This window comes from Microvirga sp. GN3 (assembly GCF_055792825.1).
This window is the reverse complement of sequence record NZ_JBVVAK010000013.1, coordinates 1-19067: the sequence shown is the minus strand read 5'-3', so window position 1 is coordinate 19067 and position 19067 is coordinate 1. Positions and strand designations below refer to the sequence as shown.

18 protein-coding genes are annotated in these 19067 nt (G+C 64.0%); 6 read left to right on the top strand and 12 right to left on the bottom strand.

Going from position 1 to position 19067, the window contains the following annotated elements; all coding sequences use genetic code 11:
• Nucleotides 1-58 precede the first annotated feature (58 nt).
• Nucleotides 59-379 (top strand): thioredoxin, encoded by a 321-nt coding sequence (trxA, locus tag ACS5Q1_RS08965; protein WP_152709470.1) that lies wholly within the window; start codon nt 59-61, stop codon nt 377-379.
• Nucleotides 380-629: 250 nt separating this feature from the next.
• Here trxA and ACS5Q1_RS08960 read toward each other — a convergent pair whose 3' ends face one another.
• The 12 genes from ACS5Q1_RS08960 to ACS5Q1_RS08905 form a co-directional block, all read right to left on the bottom strand.
• Nucleotides 630-1955 carry a bifunctional folylpolyglutamate synthase/dihydrofolate synthase gene (locus ACS5Q1_RS08960; protein ID WP_473097823.1) on the bottom strand — a complete coding sequence of 442 codons (1326 nt, stop codon included), beginning with the start codon at nt 1953-1955 and terminating at the stop codon, nt 630-632.
• 70 nt (nt 1956-2025) lie between these two features.
• Entirely contained in the window at nt 2026-2913 is an 888-nt protein-coding gene (gene accD, locus ACS5Q1_RS08955; RefSeq protein ID WP_203441669.1) for an acetyl-CoA carboxylase, carboxyltransferase subunit beta, read from the bottom strand.
• Nucleotides 2914-3016: 103 nt separating this feature from the next.
• Nucleotides 3017-3856, bottom strand: coding sequence for a tryptophan synthase subunit alpha (gene trpA / locus ACS5Q1_RS08950; RefSeq protein ID WP_473097822.1), 840 nt, complete (start codon nt 3854-3856; stop codon nt 3017-3019).
• Nucleotides 3857-4050: 194 nt separating this feature from the next.
• Nucleotides 4051-5271 carry a tryptophan synthase subunit beta gene (gene trpB / locus ACS5Q1_RS08945; RefSeq protein ID WP_473097821.1) on the bottom strand — a complete coding sequence of 407 codons (1221 nt, stop codon included), beginning with the start codon at nt 5269-5271 and terminating at the stop codon, nt 4051-4053.
• 53 nt (nt 5272-5324) lie between these two features.
• Nucleotides 5325-5987, bottom strand: coding sequence for a phosphoribosylanthranilate isomerase (locus ACS5Q1_RS08940; RefSeq protein WP_473097820.1), 663 nt, complete (start codon nt 5985-5987; stop codon nt 5325-5327).
• Nucleotides 5988-5997: 10 nt separating this feature from the next.
• Complete coding sequence (lhpI, locus tag ACS5Q1_RS08935) at nt 5998-6945, bottom strand: bifunctional Delta(1)-pyrroline-2-carboxylate/Delta(1)-piperideine-2-carboxylate reductase (RefSeq protein ID WP_473097819.1); 948 nt, start codon at nt 6943-6945, stop codon at nt 5998-6000.
• Nucleotides 6946-6954: 9 nt separating this feature from the next.
• A complete protein-coding gene (locus ACS5Q1_RS08930; RefSeq protein WP_473097818.1) occupies nt 6955-7311 on the bottom strand; it encodes a lipopolysaccharide assembly protein LapA domain-containing protein in 357 nt (118 codons plus the stop codon).
• 28 nt (nt 7312-7339) lie between these two features.
• Entirely contained in the window at nt 7340-7654 is a 315-nt protein-coding gene (gene ihfB / locus ACS5Q1_RS08925) for an integration host factor subunit beta (protein WP_473097817.1), read from the bottom strand.
• Between the two features lie 26 nt (nt 7655-7680).
• Entirely contained in the window at nt 7681-8646 is a 966-nt protein-coding gene (gene sppA / locus ACS5Q1_RS08920; RefSeq protein WP_473097816.1) for a signal peptide peptidase SppA, read from the bottom strand.
• 265 nt (nt 8647-8911) lie between these two features.
• The gene (gene rpsA / locus ACS5Q1_RS08915; RefSeq protein ID WP_203441676.1) at nt 8912-10609 is read right to left on the bottom strand and encodes a 30S ribosomal protein S1; all 1698 of its coding nucleotides are present in this window, start codon (nt 10607-10609) and stop codon (nt 8912-8914) included.
• 334 nt (nt 10610-10943) lie between these two features.
• A complete protein-coding gene (locus tag ACS5Q1_RS08910) occupies nt 10944-12095 on the bottom strand; it encodes an SMP-30/gluconolactonase/LRE family protein (protein ID WP_473097886.1) in 1152 nt (383 codons plus the stop codon).
• Between the two features lie 320 nt (nt 12096-12415).
• Entirely contained in the window at nt 12416-13045 is a 630-nt protein-coding gene (locus ACS5Q1_RS08905) for a DsbA family protein (RefSeq protein ID WP_473097815.1), read from the bottom strand.
• Between the two features lie 221 nt (nt 13046-13266).
• Here ACS5Q1_RS08905 and ACS5Q1_RS08900 point away from each other — a divergent pair, with 221 nt between their 5' ends.
• From ACS5Q1_RS08900 to ACS5Q1_RS08880, 5 genes are all read left to right on the top strand, one after another.
• On the top strand, nt 13267-14499 hold the full coding sequence (locus ACS5Q1_RS08900) for an argininosuccinate synthase (RefSeq protein ID WP_473097814.1): 1233 nt from the start codon (nt 13267-13269) through the stop codon (nt 14497-14499).
• Between the two features lie 227 nt (nt 14500-14726).
• Nucleotides 14727-15191: a DUF2231 domain-containing protein gene (locus tag ACS5Q1_RS08895; protein WP_473097813.1), complete on the top strand. Its 465-nt coding sequence runs from the start codon at nt 14727-14729 to the stop codon at nt 15189-15191.
• Nucleotides 15184-16536: a PQQ-dependent sugar dehydrogenase gene (locus ACS5Q1_RS08890; protein ID WP_473097812.1), complete on the top strand. Its 1353-nt coding sequence runs from the start codon at nt 15184-15186 to the stop codon at nt 16534-16536. The genes ACS5Q1_RS08895 and ACS5Q1_RS08890 overlap by 8 nt, the downstream gene beginning before the upstream one ends.
• 292 nt (nt 16537-16828) lie before the next feature.
• Nucleotides 16829-18157: a metal-dependent hydrolase family protein gene (locus ACS5Q1_RS08885; RefSeq protein WP_473097885.1), complete on the top strand. Its 1329-nt coding sequence runs from the start codon at nt 16829-16831 to the stop codon at nt 18155-18157.
• Between the two features lie 135 nt (nt 18158-18292).
• Nucleotides 18293-18949 (top strand): lipoprotein N-acyltransferase Lnb domain-containing protein, encoded by a 657-nt coding sequence (locus ACS5Q1_RS08880; RefSeq protein WP_473097811.1) that lies wholly within the window; start codon nt 18293-18295, stop codon nt 18947-18949.
• The last annotated feature ends 118 nt before the right edge of the window (nt 18950-19067 follow it).

Below are 19067 nucleotides of genomic sequence, written 5' to 3'. Positions count from 1 at the left end.
TTGGCCCTATAGCCGAGCGACTCGGATCCGAGTCGCGTTCAAAGTCAAAGGTGATCTGATGGCGACCGTAAAGGTGACCGATTCAAGCTTCGCGCAGGACGTCCTGCAATCCTCCGAGCCCGTCGTGGTCGATTTCTGGGCTGAGTGGTGCGGCCCCTGCCGTATGATCGGCCCGGCTCTGGAAGAGATTTCCGACGAGATGGCCGGCAAGGTGAAGATCGTCAAGCTCAACGTGGACGAGAACCCGCAGATCTCCTCCCAGCTCGGCATCCGCTCGATCCCGGCGCTGATGATGTTCAAGGACGGCAAGGTCGTGGCCCAGAAGGTCGGCGCGGCGCCCAAGGGCGAGCTCTCCCGCTGGATCCAGGCTTCGGCCTGATCGGGTTGAGATTTGAAGTTATGGAAGGGGCCGAAAGGCCCCTTTTCTTTTGCTAAACGCGCGCGGCGTCTTGAGCCCTCTCCCCCCTTGTGGGGGAGAGTTGGAGAGGGGGGTGTGAGCGCGAACCCATCAAGCTCCGGCGCCAGCACCCCCCTCCCTGGCCCTCCCCCACAAGGAGGGAGGGGAATAGCGTCCCTCTCGTCCGACGATCCCGGATCGGCTTCGCCGTCCGGGATGACGAGCTTCAAGGTTACTCCGGCAATGTCCCGTTCGCCGCCAGGACCTCGCCGGCCAGATACAGCGAGCCGCAGATCAGCACGCGGGGCGGGTGGTCCCAGACGTAGTTGTGGAGCGACGCGAGGGCGGATTCGACGCTTGTGGCGGTCGAGGTGGTGAGGCCGACGCTCGATGCGATGGCCGCAACCTCCTCGGCCGGGCGTGCCGCGATTTGGCCTGCGATCGGCACCGCGATCACTTCCCGGGCCAGCCCTGAAAAATTCTTGAAGAAGGCTTGGCTGTCCTTGGTGCCGAGCATGCCGGCGATCAGCACGAGGGGTGCGTCCGAGCGCTCGCTCCGGTCGGCCATGGCGGCGGCGAGAACCCGGCCGCCATCGGGGTTGTGGCCGCCGTCGAGCCAGAGTTCGCAGCCCTTGGGCGCGATCTCCGGCAGGCGGCCCCGGTTAAGACGCTGCAACCGCCCCGGCCATTCGGCGCGGGTCAGCCCCGTCTCGAAGGCCGATGTCTCGAACTGCTCAAAGCCTGCCGCACGCAAAGCTGCAATGGCAGTGCCTGCATTCACGTATTGATGCCGCCCGATGAGCCGCGGCCGCGGCAGATCGAGGAGACCCTTCTCGTCTTGGTAGACGAGCCGCCCGCCTTCCTCATGCACGGAAAAGTCCTGCTGGCCGACGAGAATTGGCGCCGCGCCGATGCGCTCGGCCTCGCTGACCAGGGTCTGGTCGGCTTCCACATAATCCTGCGGCGCGATGATGGCAGGACAGCCGCGCTTGAAGATGCCGGCCTTTTCCCTGGCGATGGCCTGAAGCGTCGTGCCGAGATATTCCGCGTGATCGTGACCGATGGGCGTGACGACGGCGGCGGCAGGCCTGTCGATGACGTTGGTGGCGTCGAAGCGCCCCCCTAAGCCGACCTCGAGCAGGAGCACGTCGGCAGGTTCTTCCGAGAAGATCAGCAGAGCCGCTGCAGTCGTGATCTCGAATACGGTGATGGGCTCGCCCGCATTCACCGCCTCGCAGCGGCGGAAGGCTTCGACGAGCCTCTCCTCGGTCACGTAGCGGCCACCGCCGAATTTTCCGAGACGGATGCGCTCATGGAAGCGCACGAGATGGGGCGAGGTATAGACATGGACGGCGAGCCCCGCGCTTTCCAGGATCGCCCGCATGAAGGCGATGGTCGAGCCCTTGCCGTTGGTGCCGGCCACATGGATCGTGGGCGGCAGGCGGCGCTCTGGATGGCCGAGCTGGCCAAGCAGCCGCTGAATGCGCCCGAGCGACAGATCGATGGTCTTCGGATGCAGGGCGAGAAAGCGCGCGATTAGCGCATCGGAGGATTCCATCGCCCTGCTCCAAGCATGATCTGAAAAAGTGGGAACCGGTTTTTCAGCAAGATCATGCGACAACAAAAAGTTACTCGGCCGCAACCGCAACGGCCGTCGTCGGCGCAGAGGCCGGTGCCTTGGTGAAGAGGCGCGACAGGCGCGCGACGGTCGATTTCAGGTCATGCCGGTGCACGACCGCGTCCACCATGCCGTGCTCCTTCAGGTACTCGGCGCGCTGGAAGCCGTCGGGCAGCTTCTCGCGGATGGTCTGCTCGATCACGCGCGGGCCGGCAAAGCCGATGAGCGCGCCGGGCTCGGCGAGATGCACGTCGCCGAGCATGGCATAGGACGCCGTCACGCCGCCCGTGGTCGGGTTCGTGAGCACGACGATATAGGGAAGCTTGGCATCGCGCAGGCGGCGGATCGCCACCGTGGTGCGGGGCATCTGCATGAGGGAGAGAATGCCCTCCTGCATGCGCGCGCCGCCGGAACCGGCGAAGAGCACGAAAGGTGTCTTCTTGTCGAGCGCGGTCTCGGCGCCCTTGATGAAGGCCTCGCCGGCCGCCATGCCGAGCGAGCCGCCCATGAAGCCGAAATCCTGCACCGCAATGGTCATCGGCAGTTCGTCGACCCGGCCGAAGCCGACCTTGAATGCATCCTGCTGGCCGGTCTTGGTGCGGGCGTCCTTCAGGCGGTCGATGTAGCGCTTCTCGTCACGGAACTTCAGCGGGTCCACGGCCACTTCCGGCAGGGCCACGTCGAGCCAGGTGGCGCCATCGAACATGAGCTGCAGGCGCTGGGTGGCGGAGATGCGCATGTGATGGTTGGAACCGGGGATCACCCATTGGTTCGCCTCCACATCCTTGTGGAACACCACCTGCCCCGTCTCCGGGCACTTGATCCAGAGATTGTCCGGCGTCTCGCGCTTGAAGAGCGTCTTGATCTTCGGACGGACGACTTCGGAAATCCAATTCATCGCTTCAATCCTCTCGTCATGGCCGGGCTTGACCCGGCCATCCACGTCTGACCACGCCGGAGGCATGGATGCCTGCCACGGCAGGGTTGACGTGCCTTATGTATTAGGCCGCGGCGCGTTTTGCCACCGAGCGCACGCCTTCGCTCAATTCCTTCACCAGCTTCGTGACCGCCTCGACCGAGCCTGCCGTAGCGCGATCCTGGTCATCGAGGGTGCGCTTCAGGGCATCGATGAGGGCCGAGCCCACCACGACGCCGTCGGCCCCCTTGGCCACTGCCGCCGCGTGCGCTCCGCTCTTCACGCCAAAGCCCACCACGACGGGAAGGGGCGTATGACGCTTGATCCGCTCCACGGCGGTCGCGACCTTGCCGAAATCCGGCGTCGCGGCGCCGGTGACGCCGGTGATCGAGACGTAATAGACGAAGCCCGCCGTGTTCGCGAGCACTGCCGGCAGGCGCTTGTCGTCGGTGGTCGGCGTGGCGAGGCGAATGAAGGCGAGGCCAGCCTTGAGCGCCGGCAGGCACAGCTCGTCATCCTCCTCCGGCGGCAGATCGACGACGATCAGGCCGTCGACGCCGGCCTCTTTCGCATCGGCCAGGAAGCGGTCGACGCCATAGACGAAGATCGGGTTGAAATAGCCCATGAGGATCACGGGCGTGTCCTGATCCTCGGCCCGGAAGCGGCGGATGAGGTCGAGGGTCTTGACCGTGTCTTGCCCCACTTTCAGGGCGCGCAGTCCCGCCGCCTGGATCGCCGGACCGTCGGCCATGGGATCGGTGAAGGGCAGCCCGAACTCGACGATGTCGGCTCCCGCCTTGGGCAGGCTCTTGAGGATTTCGAGCGAAGTTTCCGGATCCGGATCGCCGGCCATCACATAGGTGACGAGCGCGGCACGGCCTTCCGCTCGGCACTTTTCGAAACGGGCTTCAATGCGCTTTGTCATGGGCGGGTCTTTAGCATGAGAGGAAGGCGGGGCGAAATATGTGAAGAGCGCCGCATATCCCCTCCCCCTTGTGGGGGAGGGCTAGGGAGGGGGTGCTGGCGCCAGACCTTGGTAGACTAGCGCTCACCCCCCCTCTCCAACTCTCCCCACAAGGGGGAGAGGGCCGGTTGCGCTTCATCGCGCAGGGTTCGTCATCAAACGATCTGGTTGCCCAGATGCTCGGCGATCTGGAACAGGTCCTTGTCGCCGCGGCCGCTGATATTGACCACCATCAGGTGATCCTTGGGCTTCTTTGGCGCGAGTTCCATCACCTTGGCGAGCGCGTGGCTAGGCTCCAGCGCGGGCAGGATGCCCTCGAGGCGTGAGCAGAGCTGGAAGGCTTCGAGCGCTTCCTCGTCGGTGGCGGAGATATACTTCACGCGGCCCATCTCGTGCAGCCAGGCATGCTCCGGGCCGATGCCGGGATAATCGAGGCCGGCCGAGATGGAATGGGCGTCCGCGATCTGCCCGTCCTCGTTCATGAGCAAGTAGGTGCGGTTGCCGTGCAGCACGCCGGGATGGCCGCCGGTGAGCGAGGCCGCATGGAGCTTGTCGAGGCCGTGGCCTGCCGCTTCGACGCCGTAGATCTCGATGTCCTTGTCGTCGAGGAAAGGGTGGAACAACCCGATGGCGTTGGAGCCGCCGCCGATGCAGGCGACGAGCGAGTCCGGCAGGCGGCCTTCCGCCTCCATCATCTGCTCGCGGGTCTCGATGCCGATCACGCACTGGAAGTCGCGCACCATGGCCGGATAGGGATGCGGGCCCGCCACCGTGCCGATGCAGTAGAAGGTGTCGGAGACATTGGTGACCCAGTCGCGCAGGGCCTCGTTCATGGCGTCCTTCAGGGTCTTCGTGCCGGACTGCACCGGCACGACCTTGGCGCCGAGCATGTTCATGCGAAACACGTTGGGCTTCTGCCGCTCCACGTCGACGGCACCCATATAGACCACGCAGTCGAGGCCGAAGCGCGCGCAGAGTGTGGCGGTGGCAACGCCGTGCTGGCCAGCGCCGGTCTCGGCGATGATGCGCTTCTTGCCCATGCGGCGAGCGAGAAGGATCTGGCCCAGCACGTTGTTCACCTTGTGCGCGCCGGTATGGTTCAGCTCTTCGCGCTTGAAGTAGATTTTCGCGCCGCCGAGATGCTCGGTCATACGCTCGGCGAAATAGAGCGGGCTCGGACGGCCGATGTAATGGGTCGAGTAGCTCGCCATGTCGGCGTGGAAGGCCGGGTCGTTCCTGGCATCTTCGTAGGCCTTTTCCAGCTCGAGGATGTTCGGCATCAGGGTCTCGGCGACGAAGCGGCCGCCGAACTGGCCGAAATGCCCGCGCTCGTCGGGACCGGTGCGGAAGGAATTGGGTTGGGCTTGAGCTGACACGGCCTGTCCTGCCTTGAAGAGCTGAAGCACGCCCAGGAAAGGCGTGCCCTTAACTAGTGGTGGGCAGCAGCGAATGCTGTCCGGGCGGCCCTGATGAAGGCCTCGATCCGCGCCGGATCCTTGAGACCCGGTCCGCTTTCCACCCCGGACGACACGTCGACGGCCTGCGGCCTAGTGAGCCGGATCGCCTCCGCCACGTTGTCGGGGTTGAGGCCTCCTGACAGCATGAAGAAAAGCTTGGGGTCAAGCCCATTGAGCAACCGCCAGTCGAAGGCGATCCCGTTTCCGCCCGGCAGGGCGTTGGCTGCACGGGGCGGTTTGGCATCGAGCAGGATGTGGTCGACGCCGCCGGCATAGGGGCGAAGCGCCTGGAGATCGGACGCTTCCGCGATCCCGAGAGCCTTCATGACCGGCCGTTTGATCATCGAGCGGATCTCCGCCACGCGCTCAGGCGTCTCGCTTCCATGCAGCTGAATCAGGTCAGGGTTGATCGCCTCGATGGCCTGGGCGATGTCCTCGTCGCCGGGATTGACCAGAAGCACCACGCGCTCGGCGCGGCCCCTGGCCTGCAGCGAGAGACGGTGACCGAGATCGAGGCTGACGTGACGGGGGCTCTTGGGAAAGCGCACGAAGCCGACCATGTCCGCGCCTGCACCCAGGGCAACATCGAGGGTTTCGGGCGTCGAGAGCCCGCAGATTTTCACCAGATTATCCATAAGGGCTATTTTACAACGCTTTTGCCAGCGAGCGCCACACCAGCATCGCCGCAGCCAGATCCTCCAGCGCTGCACCGACCGATTTGAAGGCGGTGATCGCCGCCGGATCGCGGCTCGGCGGGCTCTGACAAAGGTCGGCGAGCGTGCCGCGGATATGGCTTTCGGTAATTGCGCCGCTCTGGAGCGACACGGCCACGTCGCCGCCCTCAACCTTGGCAGCCGGCGTGTCGATATAGACTTGAGCCCGCAGCAAAGCTTCGTCGTCCGCCTCGCGCATCTTCAGATTGAAGGCGCCGACGAGGTCGAGATGCGCTCCCGGCTTCAGCCAGGCTCCCTGGACAATGGGCGCGGTCGAGAGCGTGGCGCAGGAAACGAGATCGGCCTCGCGCACTGCCGCCTCTAGATCCGTCACGGCGGTCACGGGCAAGCCTTCCCCGCGCAGCTCGGCCGCGAGTTTCTCGGCCTTCTCGCTATTGTGGTTCCAGAGCGCCACTTCGCGGATCGGCCGCTGGCTCATATGGGCGCGGATGAGGAACGGCGCGAGCGCGCCTGATCCCACCATCACCATGCGGCTTGCATCCTCGCGTGCCAGATATCGCGCGGCGAGCGCGGACGCTGCGGCAGTGCGCCAGACGGTGAGACGCGTGCCGTCGAGAACCGAGATGGGCGCGCCCGTGGCGCCGTCCATCAGCAGATAGGACCCCATCACGCTGGGCAGGCTTCTCGTGCCGTTCTCGGGAAAGACGGTGACGATCTTCACACCGAGAAAGCCATCCCACATTGCAGGCCCCGTCCAGGACGGCATGAGCAGGAGCGTGCCATGGGCGCCCGGACGTTCGATCTCGTGGTGATGGCGCACCGGCGTGACCATGTCGCCGCGAAAGGCCTCGGCCAGGGCATCGATCAGGGCCGGAAAGGTGAGAACCCGATCGATCTCGGCAGATGTCACGACGCGCATGGGAGGATCTTAGAAGCTACGAGCCTGGGAAGAGGGAACGGTGGCCGGCAGGGTGGTTGTGGCCGGAGCGCTCTGTGTCTTCAAGCGCTCGGTCTCATAGCGCAGCTGCCGCGCTTCGCGGCGGGACTGGCGGCCGGCCCGGCGGTTCTTGCCTTGCGCAAGCCAGCTCGCCACGCCGCCGATCACCACGCCGAGCATGACGGCCGCGAAGATCACGGCGAAGAGGGGCAGTTGCGCGGCGAATTCCGGCGCATCCTGCGAGAACGGATCCAGCGACAGGGTCACCGGCGCGCGATTCGCGACCGCGAGCAGAACGACCAGGATGGCAATCGGCAGGAGAATGAGCGCCTTCAGAAAGCGAATCACGAGCACCTCTCAAGAATGACTTCAAGGATCACTGCGCAGCCGCGGCCTTGAGTACCTTTGGAGCCGGAGCATTGAGCCGCTGCCGCATTTCCTTGCCCGTCTTGAAGACGGGAACGACCTTTTCGGAGATGGAAACGGATGCGCCCGTGCGCGGGTTGCGGCCCGTGCGGGCATCGCGCTTCTTCACCGAGAACGCGCCGAAGCCACGCAGCTCGACCCGGTCGCCCCTGGAGAGGGCGTCGGCGATCGTGTCGAGAATCGCGTTCACGATCTTTTCCACGTCGCGCTGGTAGAGATGCGGGTTCTGCTCGGCGATCTTGAGCACCAGTTCGGATTTGATCATAGGGCGGCTATATCTTTGACGTTGCTTTATTTTTCCGAAGGTTGCCAGACAGCCAGGAGGCCGTCAAGCTGTGCAATCTCAGCATGAGCCGATGTCCGGCGCAGAGTCTCGGCGACCCGCTCGAAACCGAAGAAATCGGCCAATGTCGCGCTCATGGCGAAGATCGATAGATCGCGGTCGCTGCTCGGCTTCCAGTCACGAATCGGCAGATCCTTGGCCACGCCCTTCGTCTGCTCCAGCCAGGCGACCGCATCGCGCTCGCCGCCGATCTTGTCGACGAGCTTCATGGGCACGCCCTGACGGCCGCTGAAGACTTGGCCGGTGGAGGCGGCGGCGAGTTCGCCCTCGTTGAGACGACGGCGGTCGCGCACCAGGGCCTTGAACCAGTCAAAAGTGTCGTTGACCACCGCCTGCATGGCGGCCCGCGCCTCCGGCGATGTCGGCTTGAAGGGGCTCGGTTCCGCCTTGAGCGGCGAGGACTTCACCTCCTCCAGCTTCACGCCGACCTGGCCCATGAGGCCCGAGAGATCCGGATACTGGAAGAGCACGCCGATGGAACCGACGATGGAGGTCTCGCGGGCGACGATGTAGTCCGTCGCAATCGCCGTGATGTAGCCGCCGGATGCTGCCGTGCCGTCGACGAAGGTCACCACAGGCTTCTTATCGCTAAGCCTGCGGATATTGCGGTAGATCTCTTCCGATCCCGTTGTGGTGCCGCCGGGGCTGTTGATGGAAATCACGACGCCGGAGACCGCACTCGAATCGCCGACCCGCTGCATCAGGTCGGCGAGGCGCTGGTTGCCGGTGATCAGGCCGTCGACGGAGATGCGCGCAATCTGGTTCTGGAGCGCGCCATAGCCCGCCCGGTCCGCGGCGGCATAGCCGAGAGCGGCGACGGCGGCGATGAGGCCGGAGAATCCCGCGACGCGCCAGAAGGAGAGCTTGCGGCGCAGACGGCGGCGGTCGGCGATGGCTTCGGCATCGATGGACATCGATTCGTCTCTTGCTGGTTCCAAGTCGGATGCGAGGCTGAGCCTCACGAGGGCCGCACCCTAGAGCGGTTTGATCGCATTTTCCAGGTGGCGAAGCTGAATCCGCGGCCGCTGAAAATGCGTCCACGCGCAAGCAGATAGGGCAGCAGGCGAGCCAGCCAACAAAAAACCCGCACGATGGCTCGCGCGGGTTTTCTAGATTTATGGATCCCCTTCCCTCACGGCCTTACGGCCGCTCGCCGGGGATGACACGCTTAAGCGCGTGTCACTTCTTGTCCTTGGCCTTCAGAGCGGCGCCGAGGATGTCGCCGAGCGACGCACCCGAATCGGTCGAGCCGTACTGAGCCATGGCCTCCTTCTCCTCAGCGACCTCGAGGGCCTTGATGGAGACGGTGACGCGGCGAGCCTTGCGGTCGAACTGCGTGACGCGGGCATCGAGCTTCTCGCCGGCGGCGAAGCGCTCGGGGCGCTGGTCGGCGCGGTCACGAGCGAGCTCGTTGCGCTTGATGAAGGTGGTGAGGTCGGTGTCGACGATCTTCACCTCCAGGCCGCCATCCTTCACCTCGAGAACCTCGCAGGTGACGATCTGGCCCTTCTTGATTTCGCCGGCTTCGGCGAAGGGGTCGCCCGCAAGCTGCTTGATGCCGAGCGAGATGCGCTCCTTCTCGACGTCCACGTCGAGAACCTGAGCGCGGACGATGTCGCCCTTCTTGAAGTCGTCGATGACCTGCTCGCCCGGACGGTTCCAGTCGAGGTCCGAGAGATGGACCATGCCGTCGACGTCGTTCTCGAGACCGATGAACAGACCGAACTCGGTCTTGTTCTTGACCTCGCCTTCGACCTCGGTGCCGACAGGGTGCTTCTCGGCGAAGGCCTCCCACGGGTTCTGAAGCGTCTGCTTCAGGCCGAGCGAGATGCGGCGCTTCACCTGATCGACCTCGAGGATCACGACCTCAACCTCCTGCGAGGTGGAGATGATCTTGCCGGGGTGGACGTTCTTCTTCGTCCAGGACATCTCGGAGACGTGGATCAGGCCTTCGATGCCGGGCTCGAGCTCGACGAACGCACCGTAATCGGTGATGTTCGTGACGCGGCCCTTCAGCTTCGCCTGCACCGGGTAGCGGGCGGCGATGCCCTCCCACGGATCGGCAAGCAGCTGCTTGATGCCCAGCGAGATGCGGTGCGTCTCGTGGTTGATCTTGATGATCTTCACCTTCACCGTCTGGCCGATGGTTACGACCTCGGACGGATGGTTGACGCGGCGCCATGCCATATCGGTGACGTGCAGCAGGCCGTCGATGCCGCCGAGATCAACGAACGCACCGTACTCGGTGATGTTCTTGACCACGCCGTCGATGACCTGACCCTCTTCGAGGTTCGCCACGAGCTCGGAACGCTGCTCGGCGCGGCTCTCTTCGAGAACCGTACGGCGCGACACGACGATGTTGCCGCGGCGGCGGTCCATCTTGAGGATCTGGAACGGCTGAGCCACGCCCATGAGCGGGGTGACGTCGCGGACCGGGCGGATGTCGACCTGGGAGCGGGGCAGGAACGCCACGGCGCCGTCGAGGTCGACCGTGTAGCCGCCCTTCACCTGGTTGAAGATCGTGCCGTTGACGCGCTCCTGGGCCTCGAAGGCCTTCTCGAGCTTCACCCACGACTCTTCGCGGCGGGCCTTGTCACGGGAGATGACGGCCTCGCCCAGCGCATTCTCGATGCGCTCGACATAGACCTCGACCTCGTCACCGACGACAACCGTCTGGTCGCGGTTCGGGCCGGCAAATTCTTTGAGAGCGACGCGACCTTCGGTCTTGGCGCCGATATCGATGACCGCGACGTCCTTTTCGATCGCGACCACCTTGCCCTTCACGACCGAGCCTTCGCTGATCTCGTTCGTGCGGAAGGATTCTTCGAGCAGGGCCGCGAAATCTTCACGGCTCGGCTGTTGCAAAGCTGCAGACATAGGTTCTCCTGAATGGCCCTCGTTTAAAGGGGCAACGCCGGCGGCTCGTGTTAACGGGCCGTTTCCAGCCGCCGCTGCCTGAGGACGCCCCTTTAAGGGCCATGTCCAAGGCATGCCGCTTATCAAGCGGGCCGGCGTATCATCGACGGATGGAAACGCTTATTCCTCAGGACCTTGGCGGAACACCGCAAGGGCGCGTGATACGCACCCTTACACAACGCTGACCCTCAATGTCCTGTAGGATGGGGGTTCTAATATCCCAAGTGGGCCCAGATCACAAGGCTTTCAAGGATTTGGGCCCATCCTGCAGAAATGGGGACCCGGGCCTGATCGCTCAGGCGGGAGCCGCCCCTTGTGTGTTCACGTAGACCGCATAGAGCGACTGGCTCGCCGCCATGAACAGACGGTTCCGCTTGGGGCCGCCGAAGCAGATGTTGCCGCAGACCTCGGGCAGACGAATGCGTCCGATGAGCTTGCCTTCCGGCGTCCAGACGGTCACGCCGCTGTAACCGACCGACCGCCCGGCATTGCTCGATGCCCACAGATTGCCGTCCACGTCGCAGCGCACGCCGTCCGGCCCGCATTTCACTCCGTCGATCATGCAGTCCGTGAACACCCTGCGGTTGGAAAGCCTGTTATCGGTGCCGACATCGAAGACGTGAATGTCCCCCTTGCCGCCGGGGCCCGTGTCGCCGGGACCCTTGCCCGTGCTCGCGACATAGAGCCTCCGATAGTCCGGCGAGAAGCACAGGCCGTTGGGATCGGGAACCTGGTCCTCCGGCACCACGAGGTCGACGCGGCCGCTCGGATCGATGCGATAGCAGTTCGTCGGCAGCTCTCGCCGGGCCGTACCGATCCCGGGGGGCTGGCCGAGCCTCGGATTGAGCCGCCCGCCCGCGTTGCTCGGCCCGCCCTGAACATCGGGTGCGCCCTCGTAGAGCTGCCCTCCATAGGGCGGATCGGTGAACCAGTAGCTGCCATCGGGATGGGCCACCACGTCATTCGGCGAGTTGAGAGGTTTGCCCTCGAAGGAACTTGCAAGCACCGTGACCGAGCCGTCGAGCTCGTAGCGGACCACGCGGCGGGTGAGATGCTCGCAGGAGAGCTGACGCCCCTGGAAATCGAAGCTGTTGCCGTTGCTGTTGTTCGATGGCGTGCGGAACACCGTCACGCGGCCATCGTCCTCGAGCCAGCGCAGCTGCCGGTTGTTCGGAATGTCGCTCCAGACAAGATAGCGCCCCTGGGCGTTCCAAGCCGATCCCTCGGACCAGAGCGCCCCGGTCCAGAGACGGGTGATGGCACTGTTCGGCTGGGCATATTGGTTGAAGAGCGGATCGATCGTGAGAACGTCCGGGTCGGTGAAATAGGTGGTGGGCGCACCTCTGGGGCTGAAGTCGCGCGGAGGGCTTGTCACGGTGCTGGGGGGCTGGGCGGGAGCCTGAGCTAGGGCGCTGCCGGAGCCCACCGCAATGGCCCCTGCGCCCATGACCTTGATGAGGCTGCGTCTGGACAGGATATCAAGATTCTCGACCGGCGAATGTCGCTGCGAAGTCATGGACACCTCCCTGTTTCGGCGCCTTTGGGACCCGCTTGTCGGCCGACTGCGAGCCGCGCTTAAGGGGTAGAATCCCATATTTCAGCGTAGCTGGAACTGTTCTTTCGAGGAATTGAGTCTAGGGCTGGCTCGCGAGGATTACCCTCTCGTGTCACCAGTCGATTGCTGCAGGAGCCGGCAGCCATAAACGATTCACCCCCACTTCTAGCGCATCGTGGTTATGCCGGGCATGAAGGCAGCCTGTCCCAGGGTCAAACCGGCCAGTCCGAGCGTCTTGCCTGCGCGACGGCCCAGTCGAGGGCCTGTTCGAGGCGGTCGTTGCCCCAGAACATCTCGCCATCCTCGGTGAAGAAGGTCGGTGCGCCGAAGAGGCCACGGGACTGGACCTCGTCGCCCATCCGGCGCAGGCGCATCTTGTTGCAATCGGTCTGCGCCTCGGCGAGGACGGCCTCGGTCTCGAGTCCGAGCTCCGTCAGGATCCCGGACAGGATCGCGGGGTCGGCGATGTCGCGGCACTCGCCGAACTCGGCCGTGTAGACGGCCTTCGTGAAGGCGGGGGTCCAGCCGGGCTCGACGCCGAGGAGCGCGATACGCGCCGCCAGAAGCCCATTCTGGGGAAAAGTCTTGGGCCGATAGAACGGCAGCCCGAGCCGGGCGGCTTCCCGCTCCATGTCGCGCCACATGTAGCGCCCCTTGGCCGGATTGAGCGCGAAGGGCGAGGTCTCCATGCCTTGAGCCTTGAAGACGGGCCCGAGCAGGAACGGCCGCCACAGGAGCACCACGCCGGCCTCCGCTGCCGCTTTCTCGATGCGCATGGCGGCGAGATAGGAATAGGTCGAGGCGAATTCGTACCAGAATTCGAGGTTCGGCTGACGGATCATGAGCGCCTTTCACTGCCAGCGATCTGGAGAAAGGAACGGGCCAGCTCTCAAAGCCGGCTTTTCGCTCCATGAGGTGGCCTACCTCATTCCCTTAAGTGATGGCAGGGTCTGGTTTTCCGGGCAGGAATGCAGAGGAAGCATGTCGGCTCAATAAATGCCCGTTGCACTGACCAAGCTTCCGTTTTAAGTCGCGATCACCCTTATCAACGGAACCCTTTGCTATGGCTGAGAAGCGCGTGAACAAGGTCGTGCTCGCCTATTCCGGCGGCCTCGACACCTCCATCATCCTCAAGTGGCTGCAGACCACCTATGGCTGCGAGGTGGTGACCTTCACCGCCGATCTCGGCCAGGGAGAGGAGCTGGAGCCGGCGCGCAAGAAGGCCGAACTGCTCGGCATCAAGCCGGAAAACATCTTCATCGAGGACCTGCGCGACGAGTTCGTGCGCGATTACGTGTTCCCGATGTTCCGCGCCAATGCGCAATACGAGGGCCTGTATCTACTCGGCACCTCCATCGCCCGTCCTCTGATCGCCAAGAAGCAGATCGAGATCGCCGAGAAGGTCGGCGCCGATGCGGTCGCCCACGGCGCCACCGGCAAGGGCAACGATCAGGTGCGCTTCGAGCTCGGCTATTATGCCCTCAAGCCCGACGTGACTGTAATCGCCCCCTGGCGCGAATGGGACCTGCGCTCCCGCGAGCAGCTCATCGCCTTCGCCGAGCAGCACCAGATCCCGATTGCCAAGGACAAGCGCGGCGAAGCGCCGTTCTCCGTCGACGCCAACCTCCTGCACGCCTCCTCCGAGGGCAAGGTGCTGGAGGATCCCTCCGTCGAGGTGCCGGATTACGTCTATTCGCGCACCGATGGACCCGAGAACGCGCCCGACAAGCCGACGGTGATCACCATCACCTTCGAGAAGGGCGACCCGGTCGCCATCGACGGCAAGAAGCTCGGCCCCGCCGACCTGCTGGCGAAGCTCAACGAGCTGGGCCGGATCAACGGCATTGGCCGCCTCGACCTCGTCGAGAACCGCTTCGTCGGCATGAAGAGCCGCGGCATGTACGAGACCCCCGGCGGCACGATCCTTCACCTCGCCCATCGCGGCATCGAGTCGATCACGCTCGACCGCGGCGCGGCGCATCTGAAGGACGAGCTGATGCCGAAATATGCCGAGCTCATCTATAACGGCTTCTGGTTCTCGCCGGAGCGCGAGATGCTGCAGGCGCTGATCGACAAGTCGCAGGAATTCGTCACCGGCGAGGTCAAGCTCAAGCTCTACAAGGGCGGCGTCCACCTCATCGGCCGCGAGAGCCCCTATTCCCTCTACGACCAGGACCTCGTCACCTTCGAGGAAGGCGCGGTCGCCTACGACCACCGCGACGCCGCCGGCTTCATCAAGCTCAACGCCCTGCGCCTGCGCACGCTCGCCCAGCGCAAGAAGAAGCTGGGGCTGTAAGCGGAGAGACGAAAAGAAGTTGCTTCATGGCCGGGCTCGTCCCGGCCATTTTCATTTTCGACATGCACTTCATCGGACCCATGTCTCGCTCCGCACCAGTCGCCCCTGATGCATGCAGCGAGTCCCAAGTGTCTCTCGTTGATGTGAGGGAGCCCGCAAAGGGGAACGGGGAACTTAACCGATTCTCGGCCGTAGACTTAAAGTCTCATCGACTTAAGAGAGGCCCGATGCCGTCGCCTTATGTTCCGTACTCACCATCGAAAGCCGCGATTGCCGGGCACACGATCCACAGATTGCTGACCTCGTTTCCCATCGCCTGCTTCACGCTCGCGCTCGCAACCGACATCGCCTATTGGCGGACCTCGAATCTGATGTGGCTGGAATTCTCCGCCTGGCTCCTGCTGGCGGGAATCACCGTCGGCGTCGTTGCGGCCGTCTTCAGCGCGGTCTTTTACTTGGTTCGCTATGGGACCCGCGCCCTGAGGCTCGGCTGGACCGCCGCCATCGGCACTCTCATCGTGCTGGTCCTGGCCTTCTTCAACAACCTGGTCCACGCGACCGATGGCTGGACCGCAATCATGCCCTGGGGCCTGCCCCTCTCGGTGCTGACGGTGCTCGTCATGCTCGTCACGATCTGGCTCGGCGCTTCACTGGCTTACGGTTCCGGCGCGGGAGGGCGCACCAGTGACTGATCGCTTCCGCCTGCATCTCGTCCTTGCCGGAACCTGTCTCCTCGCGCTCAACGGCTGCAACGATGGCAATGGAAACTTCGATACCGCAAGCCAGATCGGTCCCGATCCGGTCCTGCCGGAGCCCAGCGCCGAGCTCCTGCCCGACCTGAAGATTGCCGAGGTCGTCGGCTGGAAGGACGATCAGACGCCGACGGTTCCCCAGGGGCTCACCGTGACCGCCTATGCCAAGGATCTGGTCAATCCGCGTTTGGTGCGGACCCTGCCGAACGGTGACGTACTCGTGGTGCAGTCGCGCGCACCGGAAGGCAAGCCGCTGCCGCGGCCCAAGGATGTGATCCGCGAATGGATCATGGCCATGGCCAAGGGCGGAGGCGGCGGACCACAGAAGGAGAGCAACCTGATCACGCTCCTGCGCGACACGAACCGCGACGGCCAGGTCGACGAGCGCAAAGACCTGCTGAAGGGTCTCAACTCCCCCTTCGGAATCGTCTGGCACGACGGCACGCTCTATGTCGCCGCAGCCGATGCGATCCTCGCCTATCCCTACCAACTCGGACAGACGGAGATCACGGCACCGCCGAAGGAACTGGCGCCGCTCCCCGGAGGCCCAATCAACCACCATTGGACCAAGGATCTGGCTATCAGTCCGGATGGGCGTTTCCTCTATGCCTCCGTCGGTTCCAACTCGAATGCCGCGGAGCGCGGGCTCGAGGCCGAGAAGGGACGAGCCGCGATCTGGCAGGTGGATCACACAACCGGCGCATCTCGCCTTTACGCCTCCGGCCTGCGCAACCCCAACGGTCTGACATTCCATCCCGAAACCGGCGTCCTGTGGACGGTCGTGAACGAGCGTGACGAGCTCGGCCCCAATCTCGTGCCGGATTATCTCACCTCGGTGCAGGAAAACGGCTTCTATGGCTGGCCGTGGAGCTATTTCGGCAGCCACGTCGACGAGCGGGTGCACCCGCCGCGGCCGGACATGGTGCAGAAGGCGATCAAGCCCGATTACGCGCTGTCCAGCCATGTCGCGGCGCTCGGCCTGACCTTCTCGATGAACTCGGCAATGCCGGAGCCTTACAGGAACGGCGCCTTCATCGGCGAGCACGGCAGCTGGAACCGCAATGCCTTCAACGGCTACAAGGTGGTCTATGTGCCCTTCGAAAACGGCAGGCCGGCCGGCAAGGCGCAGGATGTGGTGACGGGCTTCCTGGACGGCGACCAGGCCCGTGGCCGGCCGGTGGGAGTGGCCATCGACGGCACCGGCGCCCTTCTCATCGCGGATGATGCAGGCAATACCGTGTGGCGTGTTGCGGCATCCGGCGCCTCGGCTCCGCAAAGTCAATGACGCGGTACGAGGAGGGTCACAGGCAAAAAGCCTAGGCGCGCCTTCCAGTCTTCTTCGTTGTCGATACCGGTCAACCTGACCGCTTTACCTCTGACAGGGGCAGGCCCGTCTCATCTCCCATGTTACCCCTGCCGATCTCAGGGTTTTTCCTGATGGTCAGATGATCGTGCAGAAGCGAGGCTACTCAGCAACAATTCAAATGCCTTCGACGGCTGCAACAGGGGCGTCTCATAGGTTGGTCGCAATGTCCGGCAGAGAAACGTTTGGCCATCTGAAACGCAGCTTGTCCCGAATGCTCGTTGCGACGGGAGCCCTGTCCATTGCGTTCTCCGCGACGGCGCAGCCATCCCCTCCTGTCGCTACTCTTTTCGAGAACGTCCGCATCTTCGACGGCAAGGCTGCGACCCTCTCGGACCCCTCCCACGTTCTGGTGTGGGGCAACACCATCGCGAGCATCTCGGCCGCCCCGGTCAATGTCGCGGCCACCACGAATGTTCGCGTCATCCCGGGAAATGGGCGCGTGTTGATGCCGGGCCTGATCGACATGCATTGGCATGCGATGCTGGTGCGGCCGACGCCCGCGATCCTTCTCTCCAGCGACGCCGGCTATGCCAATCTGCTCGCGGGCGTCGAGGCGACGGCAACGCTCATGCGCGGGTTCACCACCGTGCGTGACCTGGGCGGACCGTCCTTCGATCTCAAGCGCGCCATCGACGAGGGATTATTGCCCGGACCGCGCATCTACCCGTCGGGCGCCGTGATCACGATCACCAGCGGCCACGGCGATTTTCGCCAGCTCTCCGATCTGCCACGGACCATCGGCGGCATGCTCGCTCGTGTCGAGCAGCTCGGCGGCAGCATGATCGCCGACAGCCCCGACGAGGTGCGCCTGCGTGTGCGTGAGCAGCTCATGCGAGGCGCCTCGCAGATCAAGCTCACGGCCGGTGGCGGCGTGGCGTCCCCGTTCAGCCCGCTCGATGTCTCGACCTTCACCGAGGCCGAGCTGCGCGCTGCGGTCGAGGCGGCCGAGAATTGGGGAACTTACGTCTGCACCCATGCCTATACGTCCGTCTCCATCCAGCGGTCGATCGCAGCCGGTGTGAAATGCATCGAGCACGGCCATCTGATGGATGACGCCACGGCCCGGTTGATGGCCGAGAAAGGGATCTGGCTGAGCACGCAGCCCTTCCTCGATCTGAGCGCCGCCAGCGGCTTGGGCCCGGCGGAACAGACCAAGTTGGCACAGGTGGTCACCGGCACCGACCGCGTCTATACCCTGGCGAAGACATACAAGATCAAGACGGCCTTCGGCACCGACGTCCTGTTCTCCAAGGAACTGGCCAAGCGGCAGGGCGCCATGCTCGCCACTCTCACCCGCTGGTACACGCCGGCCGAGACGCTGATCATGGCAACCTCGACGAATGCCGAACTGCTGCAACTGTCCGGTCTGCGCAATCCCTATCCCGGCAAGCTCGGTGTCGTGGAAGAGGGAGCGCTGGCGGATCTGCTGCTCGTCGACGGCAATCCCCTGGAGACCATCGATCTCGTTGCCGATCCCGACAAGAACTTCCTCGTCATCATGAAGGATGGCAAGATCTACAAGGAAACGCTGCCGAAGTGAGATTCGATTCCGAGGGACATCCTCGGGGCGATTGAAGCATTTTCGGCGAGATGGATCCTGTTCGCCGTCAAAAAATGCAAAGAAGAGAGCTGCTTCAAAGTGGAAGCAGCTCCAGGTCGAAAGGCAGGTGCCAGCGTGAAAACACGCGCGAGAACGCACCCTACGTTCCTGTCCAGGTCGTTCGGCTTTGTGATGGCGGGGGTCCGTTTCCTCTCCTGGGCCATCCTCATTCTCTGGAGCACCTTGGCCATCACTTATTCGAACCTGCCGTGGGCCGGGCTGCGTCTGGGATTCGCGGGGGTTTTCGCGGCCTTTGCCGTCTGGGCGCTCTGGCTGTCGCGCCGACGTTACATGCCCGTGGTCGTAATGGCGCTGTTTCTCGGCGTGGTTGCGTGGTGGATCGCCATTCCACCCTCCCATGATCGGCCCTGGCGGCCCGAAGTCGCGGTGATGCCGCGGGCCTTTGTCGATGGCGACCGCGTGCGCCTCACCGGGGTGCGCAACTTCGACTATCGCAGCCGCGACGATTTCACTGTGCAATACGAGGAACGCGAGGTGCTGCTGTCCCATCTGACCGGCCTCGACTTCTACGTCTCTTACTGGAGCGAAGGACTGGTCGGACACACGTTTCTGAGCTTCGTCTTCGACAATGCGCCGCCCTTAAGCATCTCCATCGAGACACGGCCGGAGGCGGGGGAAAGTTTCGATCCCCTCGCCTCCCTCTTCAAACAATTCGAGCTCATCTATGTGGTGGGTGACGAGCGCGACTTGGTTCGCGTGCGTACCAATTAGTCGGCCCTGAATAACCCACAACTTCTTGGGGCAGAAGGATTCTTCGCCCTCGCGAAGCATCGTAAAATGCTGGTTCCTGGGTGCTGACCCGCACAAAGCTGGTGTATTTCATGGGACC

Coding starts and splice junctions, on each gene's coding strand:
- trxA (WP_152709470.1), top strand. CDS start 59: ATGGCGACCGTAAAGGTGACCGATTCAAGCTTCGCGCAGGACGTCCTG.
- ACS5Q1_RS08960 (WP_473097823.1), bottom strand. CDS start 1,955: ATGGAATCCTCCGATGCGCTAATCGCGCGCTTTCTCGCCCTGCATCCG.
- accD (WP_203441669.1), bottom strand. CDS start 2,913: ATGAATTGGATTTCCGAAGTCGTCCGTCCGAAGATCAAGACGCTCTTC.
- trpA (WP_473097822.1), bottom strand. CDS start 3,856: ATGACAAAGCGCATTGAAGCCCGTTTCGAAAAGTGCCGAGCGGAAGGC.
- ACS5Q1_RS08940 (WP_473097820.1), bottom strand. CDS start 5,987: ATGGATAATCTGGTGAAAATCTGCGGGCTCTCGACGCCCGAAACCCTC.
- lhpI (WP_473097819.1), bottom strand. CDS start 6,945: ATGCGCGTCGTGACATCTGCCGAGATCGATCGGGTTCTCACCTTTCCG.
- ihfB (WP_473097817.1), bottom strand. CDS start 7,654: ATGATCAAATCCGAACTGGTGCTCAAGATCGCCGAGCAGAACCCGCAT.
- sppA (WP_473097816.1), bottom strand. CDS start 8,646: ATGTCCATCGATGCCGAAGCCATCGCCGACCGCCGCCGTCTGCGCCGC.
- rpsA (WP_203441676.1), bottom strand. CDS start 10,609: ATGTCTGCAGCTTTGCAACAGCCGAGCCGTGAAGATTTCGCGGCCCTG.
- ACS5Q1_RS08910 (WP_473097886.1), bottom strand. CDS start 12,095: ATGGGCGCAGGGGCCATTGCGGTGGGCTCCGGCAGCGCCCTAGCTCAG.
- ACS5Q1_RS08905 (WP_473097815.1), bottom strand. CDS start 13,045: ATGATCCGTCAGCCGAACCTCGAATTCTGGTACGAATTCGCCTCGACC.
- ACS5Q1_RS08900 (WP_473097814.1), top strand. CDS start 13,267: ATGGCTGAGAAGCGCGTGAACAAGGTCGTGCTCGCCTATTCCGGCGGC.
- ACS5Q1_RS08895 (WP_473097813.1), top strand. CDS start 14,727: ATGCCGTCGCCTTATGTTCCGTACTCACCATCGAAAGCCGCGATTGCC.
- ACS5Q1_RS08885 (WP_473097885.1), top strand. CDS start 16,829: ATGCTCGTTGCGACGGGAGCCCTGTCCATTGCGTTCTCCGCGACGGCG.